Here is a 16476-nt window from a genome sequence, read left to right on the forward strand (position 1 = left end):
AATGAAAAAGATTGCCGCATTTATTTTTACCGTGGGATTGAGTGCTTCCTATGCCATTGCTTCGGATATCGGCTGCTCCAGCTGCGAAGAGGAATTGCGGGAATGCACGATGATGAATGGCGACAGATCCCCCTTTTGCATAGGCAGTTACAAAGCCTGCCTGAAAGTCTGCCAAATCGGCGCCTGATATCCATGTTGCATTGCGAGGCGGCCGGCAAGCGCACGCTAGGCCGGCCGCCCTCGATCATTGACGCCTCTGACAATACTTATGATGCAGAAAAAAATTAAAACCATCGCCATGTATGGCTTGATCCTGGCCGCCGGCCTGGGCAGCGGGTATGGCCTGTCCTTGTTGCCCGGTTTGCTCAAGCCGAATTACACCGAGGGTAATTACGCCGCATATTTCCCGAATGCCCAGGCGAAGGTGGTGTTGTACGGTACGGATTGGTGCGGCTATTGCGCCAAGACGCGCGCGTATTTCAAGGAAAACAAGATCGAATTCGTCGATCTCGATATCGAGAAATCACCGGAAGCGAGAAAAGCCCATGAAGAACTCGGCGGCGGCGGCGTACCCGTGGTCTTGATCGGCAACCGCAAGATCCAGGGTTTCAATACCGGCGCGCTGGAAGCGGCGCTGAAGAAAATCTGACGTTTCAACTTGTCAACTTGAAAGGCTCACCATGTTCAAAAAGATTGCCGCTTTCCTGTTTGCCGCCGGCGCTGCGCTGTCCTTCAGTGTCCATGCCGGTGGCCCTGACTGCACCTTTGTCTGCGAACGCAACCTGCTCGATTGCGTGGAATTCGGCCAGCCGGCCTGCATGGAAAATTATCAGGCTTGCCAGAAGGAATGCCTGCGTCCGCCGCATAACTGACGCGCGGAGGCACTTATGGATGACGCGTAAGGGACGGCGCGCCATGGATGTTGCTCATCGTCTGATATTTCCACAAAGGAGTACCAATGTTTAAAAAACTGGGTTTCTTTTTGTTTGCCATGGGCGTGAGCGCCTCGTATGCGATGGCCAGTAGTACCGCCGACATTTCCGAATGCCAGTCCGAGTGCTATATGGCGCTCGATGCCTGTGTCATGGAGTTCAGTGTTCCTTCATGCGTCCGCGCCAATAAAGTGTGTCTTCAGGCCTGCGGCTGAGTAACACCCTGCCAGCTGGTAAAGCACGGCGATGCGGTTTGACAGGCATCGCCGTTTTTTATGTCATCCCCGCGTGCGGTCATGCCGCCACAGCACGTCGCTGCCGCCGGCAAAGCGGTTGAGTACGCGCGACAGCACGAACAGCAGGTCCGACAGACGGTTCACGTACTGGCGCGGATGTTCGTGGAGGGGTTCCGCATTGGCCAGCGCGACGATGCTGCGTTCGGCGCGGCGGCACACGGTGCGGCACACATGCGCCAGCGAAGCGGCGCGCGAGCCGGCCGGCAGGATGAATTCGGAGAGGGCCGGCAAGTCCGCGTTGTATTTCGCCAGCAGGTCGTCGAGGCGCAGCACGTGCTCTTCCTTGATCAGCTGGTAGCCGGGGATGCAGATTTCTCCGCCCAGGTCGAACAGATCGTGCTGGATGGCCACCAGCTCGTCGCGCAAGGCGTCGGGCATGGCTTCGCACAGCAGCAGTCCCAGGTTCGAATTGAGTTCGTCCACGTCGCCCATGGCGTGGATGCGGGCGCTGTCCTTGCTGGTGCGGCTGCCGTCGCCCAGGCCGGTGCTGCCATTGTCGCCCGTGCGCGTGGCGATTTTCGAAAGTCGGTTGCCCATGATGTCGATCCTGTAAAGAAGAATGGGGGCAGCATACGACACCGCGCGCCGCCTGGCCCCGGATTTGCGGGCAAATCGGACAAAAAATGCGGCGCGCGCCACTTTTGTGCTTACAATCGTTGCACGCCCATGCCCATTTGCCCTCCATCTTATGCTCAATGCTGCCCCTGAATCCGGATTGACCGCCGCGCGCCAGCAAGCCGTCGTCGCGGCCCTGCTGGCCGTGCTGCCGGCCCGCTGCGTGCTGTCCGACGCGGAAGATACGCGCCCGTATGAATGCGATGGCCTGGCCGCCTACCGCCAGCTGCCGATGGTGGTCACCTTGCCGGACACGGAAGAACAGGTCATCGCCATCCTCGGCGTCTGCCGTGCATTGAAAGTGCCGATCGTGCCGCGCGGCGCCGGCACGGGTTTGTCGGGCGGTGCCTTGCCGATCGCCGATGGCGTGGTGCTGTCGACGGCGCGTTTGAACCGCATCGTGCGCGTCGATGCGTATGCGCGCACGGCCGTGGTGCAGCCGGGGGTGCGCAACCTGGCCATTTCCGAAGCGGCGGCGCCCCACGCGCTGTATTACGCGCCCGATCCTTCCTCGCAGATCGCCTGCAGCATCGGCGGCAACGTGGCGGAAAACTCGGGCGGCGTGCATTGCCTCAAATACGGCTTGACCGTGCACAATGTGCTGCGCGTACGCATCGTCACCATCGATGGCGACGTGCTGGAACTGGGCGGCGAATGCCTGGACGCTCCCGGCCTCGACCTGCTGGCCGTCTTCATCGGCTCCGAAGGCATGCTGGGCATCGTCACGGAAGTGACCGTGAAACTGATACCGAAACCGGCCACGGCCAGGGTCATCATGGCATCGTTCGACGACGTCGTCACGGGCGGCAACGCGGTTGCCAACGTGATCGCGGCCGGCATTATCCCGGCCGGGCTGGAAATGATGGACCGGACTTCCTCGCGCATGGTCGAACCATTCGTCAAGGCCGGCTACGACATCGACGCGGCCGCCATTTTGCTGTGCGAAGCGGATGGCACGCACGAGGAAGTGGAAGAGGAAATCGCCCGCATGACGGCCGTGCTGGAAGGGGCGGGCGCCAGCGCCATCGCCGTCTCGCAGTCGGAAGCGGAGCGCATGAAATTCTGGTCCGGCCGCAAGAACGCCTTTCCCGCCGCCGGGCGCATCTCGCCCGACTACTATTGCATGGACGGCACCATTCCGCGCAAGCGCCTGGCGGAAGTGCTGACGGGTATCGCCGGCATGGAAACGACGCATGGCTTGCGCTGCGCGAACGTGTTCCACGCGGGCGACGGCAATCTGCATCCCCTGATCCTGTTCGACGCCAACATGCCCGGCGAATTCGAACGCGCCGAAGCGTTTGGCGCGGACATCCTGGCCCTGTGCGTGGCCGTGGGCGGCACCATCACGGGCGAACATGGCGTGGGCATGGAAAAGATCAATTCCATGTGCGTGCAGTTTACGCGCGCCGAACTCGATGCCTTCTTTGCCGTCAAGCGCGCCTTCGATCCCCATACCTTGCTGAACCCGGACAAGGCGATTCCCACCTTGAACCGCTGCGCCGAATTCGGCAAGATGCATGTGACGGCGGGGCGGCTGCCGTTCGCCAACCTGCCCCGTTTTTAATTTTCCGGAGACTCCTTTGCAAGCGATAGCGGAACAATTCAGGCAGCGGATCCTGGCGGCCAGCGCGGCGGGCAGTCCCTTGCGCCTGCGTGGCGGCGGCACGAAAGACTGGTATGGCCAGCAGCTCGAAGGCGAGGTGCTCGATACGCGCGCGTATGCGGGCATCATCGACTATGAACCGACGGAGCTGGTGATCACGGCCCGCTGCGGCACGCCGCTGGCGGAAATCGAGGCGGCGCTGGCCGCGCGCAACCAGATGCTGGCATTCGAGCCGCCGCACTTCGGCCAGGGCGCCACGGTGGGCGGCGTCGTCGCCAGCGCCTTGTCCGGCCCGCGCCGGGCCAGCGCAGGAGCCTTGCGTGACTTTGTGCTGGGCGCCGTGCTGATGGATGGCCATGGCGAGCGCCTGGCGTTTGGCGGGCAAGTCATGAAGAACGTGGCCGGCTACGATGTCTCGCGCCTGCTGGCGGGGTCCTTGGGCACCCTGGGCCTGATCCTGGAAGTGTCGCTGAAAGTGCTGCCCTTGCCGCTGCGCGAAGCGACGTTTCGCGTGGCCTGTGCGGAAATCGCCGCCTTGCGCATGCTCAATGAATGGGCTGGCAAGCCGCTGCCGATATCGGCTAGCTGCTGGCATGACGGCGTGTTGACGGTGCGCCTGTCCGGCGCCGAGGCGGCCGTGTCGGCGGCCCTGCAATCCTTGAAAGGCGAGCTGCTGGCAGCCGATGACGCGGCCGCCTTCTGGCTGTCCGTGCGCGAGCAAACGCACGATTTCTTTACTGGCGCGGGCAGCCTGTGGCGCTTGTCGTTGCCGCCGCACGCCAGCGCCATGATTTTGAAGGGGCGCCAGCTGATCGAGTGGGGCGGGGCGCAGCGCTGGCTGAAGCTCGATGGCGGCGCCGATGCCGATGGCGCACGGCACATCCGCCAGGCCGTAGCGGCCGCCGGCGGCCACGCCACCCTGTTCCGCGGCGGCGACAAGGCCGTGGGCGTGTTCCACCCGCTGGCGCCGGCCGTGGCCACCATCCACCAGCGCCTGCGGCAGGCTTTCGACCCGGCCGGCATCTTCAACCCGCACAGAATGTATTGAGCGCGCATGCAAACCAATCTCGCCGATTTCATCAAGAATACGCCGGCAGGCGACGAAGCCGAAGCCATTTTGCGCGCCTGCGTGCATTGCGGCTTTTGCACGGCCACCTGTCCCACCTACCAGCTGCTGGGCGACGAACTCGATGGCCCGCGCGGGCGCATCTATCTGATCAAGCAAGTGCTCGAAGGCGCGCCCGTCACCGCCAAGACGCAGACGCACCTGGACCGCTGCCTGACCTGCCGCAACTGCGAGTCCACCTGTCCGTCCGGGGTGCAGTACGGTCGCCTGGTCGACATCGGGCGCAGCGTCGTCGAGCAGCGCGTGCAGCGCCCCTTGCGCGAACGGGCCTTGCGCTTCGCCCTGAAGGAAGCCTTGCCGCGCCGCTGGCTGTTTACGCCCGTGTACAAGGCGGGGCAGGCGCTGCGGCCGCTGCTGTCGAAAAGCTTGCAGGATAAATTGCGACCCGGCGCCGCCGCTGGCGCATGGCCGGCGCGCCGGCACGCGCGCACCATGCTGCTGCTCGACGGCTGCGTGCAGCCGGCCATGTCGCCGAACATCAACGCGGCCACGGCGCGCGTGCTCGACGCGCTCGGCGTGCAGCTGATCGTCGCGCCGAAGGCGGGCTGCTGCGGTGCGCTGCGCCATCACCTGAACGACCAGGAAGCGGCGCTGGACGACATGCGCCGCAATATCGACGCCTGGTGGCCCTACGTAGACTGCGTGGACAGCGCGGAAGCCATCGTCATGACGGCGTCCGGCTGCGGCGCCACGGTGAAGGAATATGGCCACCTGCTGGCGCACGATGCGCAGTATGCGGAGAAGGCGCGGCGCATCGCCGCACTGACGCGCGATTTGTCCGAGATCATGCCCGCCTTCGAAGCGGAACTGGCGGCGCTGCTGAAAGGGCGCATCGGCAAAAAAGTGGCGTACCACCCGCCATGCACCCTGCAGCATGGCCAGCAGGTGCGCGGCAAGGTGGAGCAGGTCTTGCGCGCCGTCGGCGTCGACGTGCGCCTGTGCGCGGACAGCCATCTGTGCTGCGGTTCGGCTGGCACGTATTCGATCCTGCAGCCGGCACTGTCGCAGCAGCTGCGCGACAACAAGGTGGCGAACCTGGAAGCGTGCGAGCCGGAGATGATCGTGTCGGCGAATATCGGCTGCCTGAGCCACCTGCAGTCGGGCACGGAGACCCCCGTGCGGCACTGGATCGAATTGATCGACTCCGCCTTGACCCCGGTCAAATAGGCACTTCGTTGTATTGCGCGATGCGCCATTGCGGCGCAGGGATGAAATTGTTGGCCCACTCCAGCACGGCGTCGGCCGGCATGGGGCGGGCGATGCCGTAGCCTTGGGCCAGGTCGCAGCCCAGCTGGATCAGGCGCGCGCCATGCTCGACGCTTTCCACGCCTTCGGCGATCACCGTCAAGCTGAATGACCGGGCCAGGCCGATGACGGCGCGCACCAGATGCAGGTCGTCGCGGTCGTTGAGCATGTTGCGCACGAAGCTCTGGTCGATCTTGACGATATTCGCCGGCAGGCGTTTCAGGTATGACATCGACGAGTAGCCGGTGCCAAAATCGTCGAGCGCGAACGTGATGCCCAGCGCCTGGCAGGCGCGGATGATGCGGCGCACGTCTTCGATGTCGTGCAGGGCCGACGATTCGAGGATTTCCAGTTCCAGCATGCTGGCGCGCACGCCGGGAAATTCGCCGAGGATGGTTTCCAGGCGCGAGACGAAGTCCGGTTGCTGGAAGTGGCGCGCCGCGATATTCACGCTGACCACCCAGTGCTTGCCGCAAGCGACCCAGCGCTGCATCTGCCACAGGGCCTGGCGCAGCACCCATTCGCCGATGTCGATGATCAGATCCGTCTGTTCCACCAGCGGCAGGAATTGCGCGGGTGCCAGCAAGCCGCGGCGTGGATGCTGCCAGCGCAGCAGCGCTTCCATGCCCACCACCGTGCCGGCGCGCATATTCACCTTGGGCTGGTAGTACAGCCGCAGTTCGCCATTGATCAGGGCCTGGCGCACTTCCGTGCGCTGGTTGTGGTGGGTGCGCACTTCCTCATCGAGATTGGTATCGAAGAAGTGATACTGGTTGCGCCCCGTCAGCTTGGCCTGGTAGACGGCGTGGTCGGCGTGGCGCAGCAGGCTTTCCGTATTCAGGTCCTTGCCCGCGTAGACGGCGATGCCGACGCTGGCCGTCATGTGCAGCGCCTGCTGGTCGCAATGATAGGGGCGGCTCAGTTCCTGCATCAATTGGGTGATGTTCTGTTCGATGCTGGCGATGCTGGCCTGGCCGCACAGCAGCAGGACGAATTCATCGCCGCCCAGGCGCGCCGCGTAATGGATCTGGCCCGTAAAGGCGTGCAGGCGGCCGGCCACCTGCTTGAGGATTTCATCGCCCGCTTCTGCGCCGTAGCGGTCGTTGATGGCCTGGAAATGGTCGAGGTCGAACAGGCAGACGGCCAGCAGGCGCTGGCGTTCGCGCGCCAGGAACAGTTCCTGCTCGAAGCGGGCGGCCAGCGCGGCACGGTTGGGTAGACCCGTCAGCACGTCATTGTAGTTTTGCCAGGACAGCTTTTGCAGCGCCTGCTGCATGTGCACGGTTTCGTTCAGCTGTTCGCCCAGCTGGCGCTGGCTGGTTTTCAGCGAAGTCAGCAGTTCTTCGATATCGCCGGCCATGCCGTTGAACGACTGCGACACGGCTTGCGCCTCGGGTGTGGCGCCAGCCGCCAGGCGCACGGCGAAGTTGCCATCGCGAAAGCGGTCCGTCGCTTGCACGAGCCGCGCCAGCAGCTTGCGGTGCGAGGCCAGGATCAAGCCCAGCAGGAGGAAGACGAGGACGATATTGATGGTGCTGAGTACGGCCTGCTCGCGCACCCTTTGCCACACCTGGGCCAGGGGCCGGCCGGGCGTGTAGTGCAGGTCGAGGATGCCGTCGCCGCCGTCCGGCAGCGCCACCGTCAGGCGGCTGCGGATGGCCGCCATGCCCGCCAGGCGCGCAAACCACGCCGGCACGCCGTCGGCCAGCGTATCGCTCAGCTTGTTGTCAGCCAGCACTTCGACATGCGCGCCAGCCGTATCCCAGCGCACGGAGGCGAGGCTGCGGTTCAGTGGCAGGGCGCTGCGCAGCGCTTGCTGCACGCTGTCGTGCATCGCATGCCGGTCCGTATGCACGGCCAGCGGCAGCACGCTATTGGCCAGGAACAGGTCGAGTTGCCGGGCGTCGCTCTGGTAGCGCGCATTGGCCAGCGCCGTTTCCGTACCCAGCAGGGCGTGATAGCGAACAGCGGAAACGGCGAGTATCAGGAAGGTAATAGGGATGAAGAGGCGGGAATAACTACCCATCCGCATCCATGAAGATAATATTTTCCCAAAGACTGGCATCGTTTTATGATCGATATCTGCGAATAATTATGTAAACATTATCACCGATATTTGCTATTTGAAACACAATATTGATATCAGGCATGAAATAAATGCAGTTTTATAGATTTCGCATGATTGTTGTCTTAAATCAAAGTATTGCATTTTTCACTCCTGTAGCAATTGCCTTATGTCGGCTGCCAGACTGGCCGGTTTGCTGGCCGTCGCATAGCGGCGAAAGACGCTGCCATCCTTGCGCACCAAAAACTTGGTGAAATTCCATTTGATCGACTGCGTGCCCAATATGCCGGGCGCCGCCTGTTTTAATTGCGCAAACAGGGGATGGGTATGCGGGCCATTCACGTCGACCTTGCCAAACAGGGGGAAGGTGACGCCGAAGTTTTTCTCGCAAAAGGCGCCGATCTCCGCATTCGAGCCCGGTTCCTGCTGGCGGAATTGATTGCAGGGAAAACCCAGCACGACCAGGCCCTGGTCGTGAAATTCGCGGTACAGCGCTTCGAGCCCCTGGTACTGCGGCGTGAAGCCGCAGGCGCTGGCCGTATTGACGATCAGCAGCACCTTGCCCTTGTATTGCGCCAGGTCGATCGGCGTGCCGTCGAGCGCCTCGGCCTGGAAATCGTGGATGCTGGTCATGTCAGAGGAGTCCCAGTTTGGTGGCGCCCGTTTGCGGGGGCGGTTCCGGCGCCGTTGCGCCCTTGAGTTTGATCGTCAGGCGCAGGTCGTTGACGGAGTCCGCATTGCGCAGCGCGTCTTCATAGCTGATGGCGCCCCCTTCGTGCAGGTCGAACAGGGCCTGGTCGAAGGTTTGCATGCCATGCTCGCGCGATTTTTTCATCAGTTCCTTGATCTCGTGCACCTGGCCCTTGAAGATCAGGTCGCTCATCAGCGGCGAATTGAGCAGGATTTCCAGCGCCGCCTTGCGTCCGCCGCCATCCTTGCTGGGAATCAATCGCTGCGAAATCATGCCCTTCAAATTCAGCGACAGGTCCATCAGCAATTGCTGGCGCCGCTCTTCGGGGAAGAAATTGATGATGCGGTCCAGCGCCTGGTTGGCGTTGTTCGCGTGCAAGGTCGCCAGGCACAGATGGCCCGTTTCGGCAAACGCGATGGCGTGGTCCATGGTGTCGCGGTCGCGTATTTCGCCGATCTGTATCACGTCGGGCGCCTGGCGCAGGGTGTTTTTCAGGGCTATGGCCCAGTCGTCCGTATCGACGCCCACTTCGCGCTGGGTGACGATGCAGTTGCCGTGCGGATGGATGAATTCCACGGGGTCTTCGATGGTGATGATGTGGCCGTGGCTGTGCGCGTTGCGGTGGCCCACCATGGCCGCCAGTGTGGTCGACTTGCCGCAGCCCGTGGCGCCCACCATGATGACGAGGCCCCGCTTGCTCATCACGATGTCTTGCAGGATGGGGGGCAAACCCAGTCCATCGAGCGTGGGGATGGCGGTATTGATCAAGCGCAAGACCATGCCTGCCTGGCCCATCTGCACGAAGGCGGATACGCGGAAACGTCCGAGCCCCTCCGGGCTGATGGCGAAATTGGCTTCGCGGCTGGACGCGAATTCGGCCGCCTGGCGTTCGTTCATGACGGCGCGCACGTAGCCGGCCGATTGCTGCGCGTCGAGCGCGCCGCCAGCCAGCGGCGTCAGCTTGCCGTCGAGCTTGATGGCGGGCGGAAAGCCGGCCGTGATGAACAGGTCCGAGCCGCCCCGTGCGCGCATCTGCGCCAGCAGCGCGTGCATGGCGCCATAGTGTTCGTGCGTCGTCTGCATGGCTTATCCGGGGAAGTTTTCAGGCGCCTTGGCGGCCGAGCGGGCCGTTTCCGCCGAGATCGTGCCGCGCCGCACCAGGTCGGTGAGGCACTGGTCCAGGGTCTGCATGCCCACATTGCTGCCCGTCTGGATGGCCGAATACATTTGCGCTACTTTCGCTTCGCGGATCAGGTTGCGCACGGCCGGCGTGGCCAGCATGATTTCATGCGCGGCCACGCGGCCCGCGCCATCCTTGGTTTTCAGCAAGTTCTGCGAAATGACGGCTTGCAAGGATTCGGACAGCATGGCGCGCACCATTTCCTTTTCCTCGGCGGGGAAGACGTCGATGATGCGGTCGATGGATTTCGCCGCCGACGAGGTATGCAGGGTGCCGAACACGAGGTGGCCCGTCTCGGCCGCCGTCAGCGCCAGGCGGATGGTTTCCAGGTCGCGCAATTCGCCCACCAAAATCACGTCGGGGTCTTCGCGCAGGGCCGAGCGCAGCGCATTGCTGAACGAATGCGTGTGCGAGCCCACTTCGCGCTGGTTGATCAGGCATTTCTTCGGTTCATGCACGAATTCGATCGGGTCTTCGATGGTCAATATATGGTGGTTCAGGCGCTCGTTGACGTGGTTCACCATGGCCGCCAGGGTGGTCGACTTGCCGGAGCCCGTCGGTCCCGTCACCAGCACGAGGCCCCGCGGACGCATGGCCAGTTCGCCGAAGATGCGCGGGGCGTTGAGTTCTTCCAGGGTCAGCACCTTCGACGGAATCGTGCGCAGCACGGCCGAGGCACCCCGTTCCTGGTTGTAGGCGTTGACGCGGAAGCGGGCCAGGCCGGGAATCTCGAACGAGAAATCGCATTCCAGCGCTTCTTCATACGCCTTGCGCTGGCTGTCGTTCATGATGTCGTAGATCATGCTGTGCACTTCCTTGTGCTCGAGCGGCGCCACGTTCAGGCGGCGCACGTCGCCGTTGACCCGTATCATCGGCGGCAGGCCGGAAGACAGGTGCAAGTCGGAAGCCTTGTTGCTGACGGAGAAAGCGAGTAGTTCGGAGATGTCCATTTATAATCCCTGTGCCTGCATTGATGGGCTGGCGCACTGTGCCGCCGCCCCTATACACTAGAAAATGATTATGTCCACAATCGAACAGAACTTGCAAGCCGTGCGCGACAGTATTGCGCAGGCCGCCGCTGACGCGCAGCGCGCGCCGGCCGACGTGACCCTGCTGGCCGTCTCGAAGACCTTCGGCGCGGATGCCGTGCTGGCAGCCATGCGCGCGGGCCAGGCGGCGTTTGGCGAAAACTATCTGCAGGAAGCGCTCGTCAAGATTGCCTTTGTGAAGGAAGCCGCACCGCAGCAAGCCCCGGCCTGGCATTTCATCGGCCCCATCCAGAGCAACAAGACGCGCCCCATCGCCGAGCATTTCGACTGGGTGCACACGGTGGAACGGGAAAAGATCGCCGCGCGCCTGTCCGAACAGCGCCCGGCCGGCTTGCCGGACCTGAATATCTGCCTGCAAGTTAATATCAGCGGCGAGGCCAGCAAGAGCGGCGTGACGCCGGCCGAATTGCCGGCCCTGGCGCGCGCCGTGGCGCAGCTGCCGCGCTTGCGTTTGCGCGGCCTGATGGCCATCCCCGAGCCGGAAACGGAGCTCCAGCTTCAGCGCGCTGCCTTTGCGCAATTGCGCGCGCTGTACGAACAATTGAATGCCGAAGGGCTGGCGCTCGATACCTTGTCGATGGGCATGTCGGCCGACTTGCGCGCCGCCGTGCTCGAGGGCGCCACCATCGTGCGCGTGGGCAGCGCCATCTTCGGCTCCCGCAACTATTCCTAACTGATTGACAGAAAGCATAACCATGACGACAGAATTGAATATCGCCTTTGTAGGCGGCGGCAACATGGCGGCGGCCCTGATCGCGGGCCTGGCGGGCAAATTGACCCTGGGCGGCAATATCCACGTGATCGACCCGCACGCGCCGGCGCTGGAAAAACTGCAGGCGCAATTCGGCGTCACGACGGCGGCTTCCGCGGGCGAGGCATTGCGGGGCGTGGATGTGATCGTGCTGGCCGTGAAACCGCAAAGCATGCGCGAAGTGGCGGCCCAGTTGCTGCCTTTCCTCGACGGGGATAGGGCGCCATTGATCCTGTCGATCGCGGCCGGCATCCGCGCGCAAGACCTGTCGCGCTGGCTCGGCGACTACCCCGCCATCGTGCGCTGCATGCCGAATACGCCGGCCCTGATCGGCATGGGCATCACGGGCATGGTGGCCAGCAGTGGCGTGAGCGAGGAACAGAAGAAGATGGCGGACGCCATCCTGCGCGCCGTCGGCCAGACCGTCTGGCTCGATGACGAAGCCAAGATCGACCCCGTCACGGCCGTGTCGGGCAGCGGTCCCGCCTATGTGTTTTACTTTATCGAGGCGATGCAGCAGGCAGCCGCCGAACTGGGCTTGACGCCCGAGCAGGGCACGCAGCTGGCGATTGCCACCTTTACGGGCGCCGCGCAACTGGCGGCCAATTCCAGCGAACCCGTGTCCTTGCTGCGCGAGCGGGTCACGTCGAAAGGCGGCACGACGTATGCGGCACTCACCAGCATGGAAGAGAGCGGCGTGAAAGCGGCCATCGTCAAGGGCATCAAGGCGGCCGCGCAACGGGGGCGCGAGATGGGTGACGAGCTGTCGAAGTAATTAGATCACCTTGACGGCGCGGCCTATGTATAAAATCGGTCCTGTCGGCCGCCCCGTTGGCGAGCCCGCTTCCGGCTCCAGGGTGATTTCAAACAGTTGATCGGATTGCAGCGGCGGCAGCTTATCCAGGGTCAACTTGAGGCTTTGCCCCGGCTTGACGAGGCCCAGCGAGACAGGCGCGCCCCAATCCTTGCCCTTGGTCCAGAATTGCAGGGCTTTTTGCTGCGGCACGTTTGTCGGGCCCAGCGGGATCAGGCTCAGGTCGCGGTTCTTGCCGCCGCGTCCGCCAGCCTGCACGATCCAGCCCGGCGATTTATCCTGCGGCGCCACCAGCACCACCAGATAACCGGGTCCTCCCGGCGCTTGCAGTTGCACGCTGACCAGCACGGCCAGCACAGCTGTCGCCACCAGGCCGCCGCCGGCCAGCAGTCTCCAGAAGGCCAGGCTGTTCCACCACGCTTGCCAGCCGCCTGCCTGCTGCACGGCTTTCGGCGTGAACAGGCTGGCGCTGATGCGCGGCCACAGTTGCGCCGAGGGCGTTTCGGGCGGCGCCAGGTTGGTCAATGGCAGCAAGCGCTGTTCCCAGGCATCGACGGCGTCGCGCAAGGCGGCATCGCGCGGCAAGCGCTGTTCCACTTCCGCGCGTTCGGCCAGCGCCAATGTGCCCAGCACATATTCGCTGGCCAGCCTGTGCAATTCCTCGTCGCTGTTGATCATCCCATGCACTCCCGCAAGGCTGCCAGGCCCCGCTTGACCCAGGCTTTGACGGTCCCCAGCGGCGCTTGCAGGCGCTGCGCGATTTCGCTGTGGGAACAGCCATCGACGTAGGCGTACAGGATGCTATTGCGCTTGGCTTCATCCAGGTGGCCGAGGCAATCGTGCAGCTTGCCCAGGTCAGCCTGGTCGGCATAGGCCTCGCCCGCGTCGTGGCCTTGGCGTTGGTGCAGCAGGGTTTCCACGGTATCCTCGTCGGCTGACAGTTCATGGGCGCGGGCGCGCGCCATGTCCAGCGCCTGGTGCCGCACCACCACATAGATCCAGCCCTTGCCGCTGCCGCGCGTGGCGTCGAAGCTGCCGGCGCGGCGCCAGATATTCAGGAAGGCGTCGTGCAGCACGTCTTCGGCCAGGGCCCGCTGGCGCACGATGCGCAGAGCCACGCCCAGAAGGTAGCGGCTTTCCTGCTGGTACAGACCGTGCAATGCCTGCTGCTCGCCCCGGGCGCAGGCGCGCAGGGCGGCATCGTAATCGTAAGGGGCGGCTAGCGTTGGCAAGGTTGGCGCAATCGTCAAGAGTAAACGGTTAGCAAGTTTTCAAGGCCGAGTATAGGCCAGAAACCCGCTTGCCAACCGTCGCTTTCACTGATTTATGCGGCCTTCCAGAAAATGTAGTCGGCTTGATAGGGCACCCATTGCTTGGTGCCGACGGATTCCATGCCGCAGGGGCTGCTTGGCGCCACGCCACCGCTGGTGGCCACGCGCTGGATGTAGCTGACGCCCTGCATGGCGCCGCTGCCCGTGGCCGGGTTGGCTTTCACCAGCTGATACGGGATGTTGCCGGCGCCGGCCGGCGCCACGGCCACTTGCGTCGCCGTCACTTTCGAGCCATCCAGGTTGGCCCAGGTGGCGGGTGGGCCGACATACGTGCCGACCTGCATCCCGCTGCGGTCGTTCAGGGCCGCGTCCGGGCCCACGAAGACCCATTCATGGCCCGTCATGTCTTTCTTGGCCTTGCATTCGTAGGCGATCTTGCCCACGCCCACCGTTTGCATGGCTACCTGGTGGCCATCGGGCACCTTGACGGCATTCGGTAATTGTTCCTGCGAATAGCGGGCACTCATGGGGGCACAGGCGGCCACGAGCAGGGCGGCGCACAGCACGGTGAGCGAAGGGGCGGTATGGCGTGGGGCGATGGTGGCAAGCATGGCGAACTCCTGGTAGTTGGCTCAACCGGCTGGTTGATACCATTACTACGCATGGGCTGGCCATTTGGATGCAGCCAGAGAAAAATATTCTAAGGCGGCGTTTCTTTCTTGCTGAAACGCCGCGCCAGGGCCAGCACGACGGGCATGGCGGTGGTGGCGTGCTTGAGCAGCGCGCCGCTGGCCCGCAGCAGCGGCAGGAAACGGCGCGGGCGCACGAGCAGCAAACCCAGCACGGCGCCCCCTATCATCAGGGGAATTTTAAAGCGCGTGGCCAGGGTGTGGCGCAGATTGCCGCCCGTTAAAGGCTCCAGCAATTGGCGCGTCTGCACGCCCAGGGCCAGGCGCTGCAGCGCACATTCGGCCAGCAGCGCGTCGCGTCGCTGCGCCAGGCTGGCGGCCGTGTGCACATGCGATAACTTGGTGGGATGCGTGGTCATGGCCGCTCCGATCCCCGGCGCGCCAGCAGTTGCAGCTCGTCCAGGTCTTTGTTCAGTTCGGAAAGTGTGAAGGACAGCAGTTTCGGCTTGCTGCGGAAACTGGCGCGCACGCCCAGCAGGGTGGCGATGGCGGCGCCGATGAAGACGGCGGCCGTGATGGCGATGGCGGCGATGCGGTGCGTATCCCAGAACAGCACGATGACGAGGAACACGATCAAGACCAGGCCGACAAACAGGCACAGCAGTGCCAGCATGGCCAGCGCCAGATAGGACAGGAAGCGCAGCGACTCTTCTTCCATTTCCACGGCCGCCAGGGCCAGACGAGTCTGGACGATGGCGGCGAGGGTCGCTGCGACTTGGGCGACATGGTGCAAGATAGCCATATGCTGCCTTTCGCGTCAGGAGACGGCCTGCGCCGTCGGTGCTGCGTCGGTACTGCGCCGTTACTATCTAGCGGCGTGACGAGGAAAGCAGCAGGCCGAACAGCACGCCGATGACGGCGCCCGCGCCCACGGCTTTCCATGGATTGTCCTGCACGTATTCATCGGTGGCCTTGGCCGCCTGCTTGGTACGTTCGAGCAAATCTTCTTCCAGCTTGATCAAGTCTTTCTTGGCCGTTTCCAGGGTGGCGATGAACTTGTCCTTGACGGCTTTGACGTTCTCGCCCGTCTGATCCTTGGCGCCATCGAGCCAGCCTTCCGCTTCATTGATGACGGTTTTCAGGTCGCCGACCAGTTTGTCGCGGGCCTTGTCGGCGTCGGCGAGGATGCTGTCGCTGCTGGATTTTCCGGTATGTATCGAGCTCATGTATTACCTCATGGAAGTGAAACTGCACAGTGAAATACCAGTGTAGGCAGCTGCGGCCAAGCCTGTCTTGCGCCGCCTCAAGGGCTGCCGCGGCGCAAGGGTTTTTGCTTAGCGGAAAGCAAAGTCCAGTACCACGCCCGCAAACACCGCCGCTCCTAGCCAGTTATTATGCCGGAATGCCGCAAAACACGGCATACGCTCGCGTGCGCGTATCAGGGTGTAGTGGTAAACGGCGCAGCCGGCCGCCACCAGCAAGCCCGCCACGAACCAGTAACGCAAGCCCAGGTACCAGCCGCATGCCAGCCACAGCAGCAGGAAAACGGCATAGCAGGCCATGACGATGGCCACGTCGTAGCGGCCAAAGGTGATGGCTGAGGTCTTGATGCCGATCTTCAGATCGTCGTCGCGGTCGACCATCGCGTATTCCGTATCGTAGGCCACGGCCCAGAAGACATTGCCCAGCAGCAGCAACCAGGCGACGGCGGGCACGGCATCCGTGATGGCGGCAAAGCCCATGGGGATGCCGAAGCCGAAGGCGATGCCCAGATACGCTTGCGGGATGGCAAAGAAACGCTTGAAATAGGGATAGGTGCCGGCGATGATGACGGCGGCCACCGACAACTGCTTGGTCAGCGCGTTGAGGGGCAGGATCAGGCAAAAGGCCAAGACGGTGAGCACGCCAGCCACGGCCAGCGCTTCCTTGCCGCTGATGCGTCCGCTGGTGATGGGACGCTCGGCCGTGCGCTTGACGAATTTGTCGATATCCTGGTCGGCGTAGTCATTGATGGCGCAGCCTGCCGAGCGCATCAGGAAAGTGCCAAGAGTAAAGATGAGCAGCAGCCGCCAGTCCGGCACGCCCTGCTGCGCCAGCCACAGCGCACACAGGGTAGGCCACAGCAGCAATACGGTACCGATAGGCTTGTCCAGCCGTATCAGGCGGAAATACAGCGCCAGCTTGTTCATGGAAGACTCGATCTTGTTGA

Annotated in this window: 21 protein-coding genes; 9 read left to right on the plus strand and 12 right to left on the minus strand. The window is 63.3% G+C overall.

The window, feature by feature from the left end; genetic code table 11:
* Position 1: 1 nt before the first annotated feature.
* The 4 genes from O3297_RS27360 (at position 2) to O3297_RS27375 (ending at position 1147) form a co-directional block, all read left to right on the plus strand.
* Positions 2-187, plus strand: coding sequence for a hypothetical protein (locus O3297_RS27360; protein WP_034784824.1), 186 nt, complete (start codon positions 2-4; stop codon positions 185-187).
* Positions 188-268: 81 nt separating this feature from the next.
* Positions 269-649, plus strand: a complete 381-nt coding sequence (locus tag O3297_RS27365) for a glutaredoxin family protein (RefSeq protein WP_034784825.1) — start codon at positions 269-271, stop codon at positions 647-649.
* Between the two features lie 31 nt (positions 650-680).
* Complete coding sequence (locus O3297_RS27370; RefSeq protein WP_070278226.1) at positions 681-872, plus strand: hypothetical protein; 192 nt, start codon at positions 681-683, stop codon at positions 870-872.
* An 86-nt stretch (positions 873-958) separates the two neighbouring features.
* Entirely contained in the window at positions 959-1147 is a 189-nt protein-coding gene (locus O3297_RS27375; protein WP_034749095.1) for a hypothetical protein, read from the plus strand.
* A gap of 63 nt (positions 1148-1210) precedes the next feature.
* Here O3297_RS27375 and O3297_RS27380 read toward each other — a convergent pair whose 3' ends face one another.
* Positions 1211-1765, minus strand: coding sequence for a cob(I)yrinic acid a,c-diamide adenosyltransferase (locus tag O3297_RS27380; protein WP_034784827.1), 555 nt, complete (start codon positions 1763-1765; stop codon positions 1211-1213).
* 151 nt (positions 1766-1916) lie between these two features.
* Between O3297_RS27380 and O3297_RS27385 the strand changes: the two genes are divergently transcribed.
* The 3 genes from O3297_RS27385 to glcF are packed head-to-tail and all read left to right on the plus strand — an operon-like array spanning position 1917 to position 5739.
* Complete coding sequence (locus O3297_RS27385; RefSeq protein ID WP_176374703.1) at positions 1917-3407, plus strand: FAD-linked oxidase C-terminal domain-containing protein; 1491 nt, start codon at positions 1917-1919, stop codon at positions 3405-3407.
* A 16-nt stretch (positions 3408-3423) separates the two neighbouring features.
* Positions 3424-4494, plus strand: a complete 1071-nt coding sequence (gene glcE, locus O3297_RS27390) for a glycolate oxidase subunit GlcE (RefSeq protein WP_305051062.1) — start codon at positions 3424-3426, stop codon at positions 4492-4494.
* A 6-nt stretch (positions 4495-4500) separates the two neighbouring features.
* Positions 4501-5739 carry a glycolate oxidase subunit GlcF gene (gene glcF, locus O3297_RS27395; protein ID WP_305051063.1) on the plus strand — a complete coding sequence of 413 codons (1239 nt, stop codon included), beginning with the start codon at positions 4501-4503 and terminating at the stop codon, positions 5737-5739.
* Here glcF and O3297_RS27400 read toward each other — a convergent pair.
* From O3297_RS27400 to O3297_RS27415, 4 genes are all read right to left on the minus strand, one after another.
* Entirely contained in the window at positions 5732-7843 is a 2112-nt protein-coding gene (locus tag O3297_RS27400) for a bifunctional diguanylate cyclase/phosphodiesterase (protein WP_305051064.1), read from the minus strand. The two genes, glcF and O3297_RS27400, sit on opposite strands and share 8 nt — an antisense overlap.
* Positions 7844-8029: 186 nt before the next feature.
* Positions 8030-8515, minus strand: a complete 486-nt coding sequence (locus O3297_RS27405) for a glutathione peroxidase (RefSeq protein WP_092612859.1) — start codon at positions 8513-8515, stop codon at positions 8030-8032.
* 1 nt (position 8516) lies between these two features.
* Entirely contained in the window at positions 8517-9656 is a 1140-nt protein-coding gene (locus O3297_RS27410) for a PilT/PilU family type 4a pilus ATPase (protein ID WP_305051067.1), read from the minus strand.
* Positions 9657-9659: 3 nt separating this feature from the next.
* Entirely contained in the window at positions 9660-10703 is a 1044-nt protein-coding gene (locus O3297_RS27415; protein WP_070258779.1) for a type IV pilus twitching motility protein PilT, read from the minus strand.
* 70 nt (positions 10704-10773) lie between these two features.
* Between O3297_RS27415 and O3297_RS27420 the strand changes: the two genes are divergently transcribed.
* Both O3297_RS27420 and proC read left to right on the plus strand, forming a co-directional pair.
* Positions 10774-11475, plus strand: a complete 702-nt coding sequence (locus tag O3297_RS27420) for a YggS family pyridoxal phosphate-dependent enzyme (protein ID WP_305051069.1) — start codon at positions 10774-10776, stop codon at positions 11473-11475.
* Between the two features lie 22 nt (positions 11476-11497).
* Entirely contained in the window at positions 11498-12328 is an 831-nt protein-coding gene (proC, locus tag O3297_RS27425; RefSeq protein WP_034784843.1) for a pyrroline-5-carboxylate reductase, read from the plus strand.
* Here proC and O3297_RS27430 read toward each other — a convergent pair whose 3' ends face one another.
* The 7 genes from O3297_RS27430 to ubiA form a co-directional block, all read right to left on the minus strand.
* On the minus strand, positions 12329-13045 hold the full coding sequence (locus O3297_RS27430; protein WP_305051072.1) for an anti-sigma factor domain-containing protein: 717 nt from the start codon (positions 13043-13045) through the stop codon (positions 12329-12331).
* Entirely contained in the window at positions 13042-13599 is a 558-nt protein-coding gene (locus O3297_RS27435) for a sigma-70 family RNA polymerase sigma factor (protein ID WP_092613087.1), read from the minus strand. Before O3297_RS27435 ends, O3297_RS27430 begins: the two co-directional genes overlap by 4 nt.
* A 92-nt stretch (positions 13600-13691) precedes the next feature.
* Positions 13692-14249, minus strand: coding sequence for a DUF3455 domain-containing protein (locus tag O3297_RS27440; RefSeq protein WP_092612870.1), 558 nt, complete (start codon positions 14247-14249; stop codon positions 13692-13694).
* Positions 14250-14338: 89 nt separating this feature from the next.
* The gene (locus O3297_RS27445; protein WP_034784854.1) at positions 14339-14686 is read right to left on the minus strand and encodes a hypothetical protein; all 348 of its coding nucleotides are present in this window, start codon (positions 14684-14686) and stop codon (positions 14339-14341) included.
* On the minus strand, positions 14683-15069 hold the full coding sequence (locus O3297_RS27450) for a phage holin family protein (protein ID WP_034784855.1): 387 nt from the start codon (positions 15067-15069) through the stop codon (positions 14683-14685). Before O3297_RS27450 ends, O3297_RS27445 begins: the two co-directional genes overlap by 4 nt.
* A 67-nt stretch (positions 15070-15136) precedes the next feature.
* The gene (locus tag O3297_RS27455) at positions 15137-15493 is read right to left on the minus strand and encodes a YqjD family protein (protein ID WP_034784857.1); all 357 of its coding nucleotides are present in this window, start codon (positions 15491-15493) and stop codon (positions 15137-15139) included.
* A 108-nt stretch (positions 15494-15601) separates the two neighbouring features.
* A complete protein-coding gene (ubiA, locus tag O3297_RS27460; protein ID WP_034784859.1) occupies positions 15602-16456 on the minus strand; it encodes a 4-hydroxybenzoate octaprenyltransferase in 855 nt (284 codons plus the stop codon).
* Positions 16457-16476 lie beyond the last annotated feature (20 nt).

The sequence above is a fragment of the Janthinobacterium sp. SUN128 genome (assembly GCF_030587275.1).
Classification (GTDB): Bacteria; Pseudomonadota; Gammaproteobacteria; order Burkholderiales; family Burkholderiaceae_D; genus Janthinobacterium; species Janthinobacterium lividum.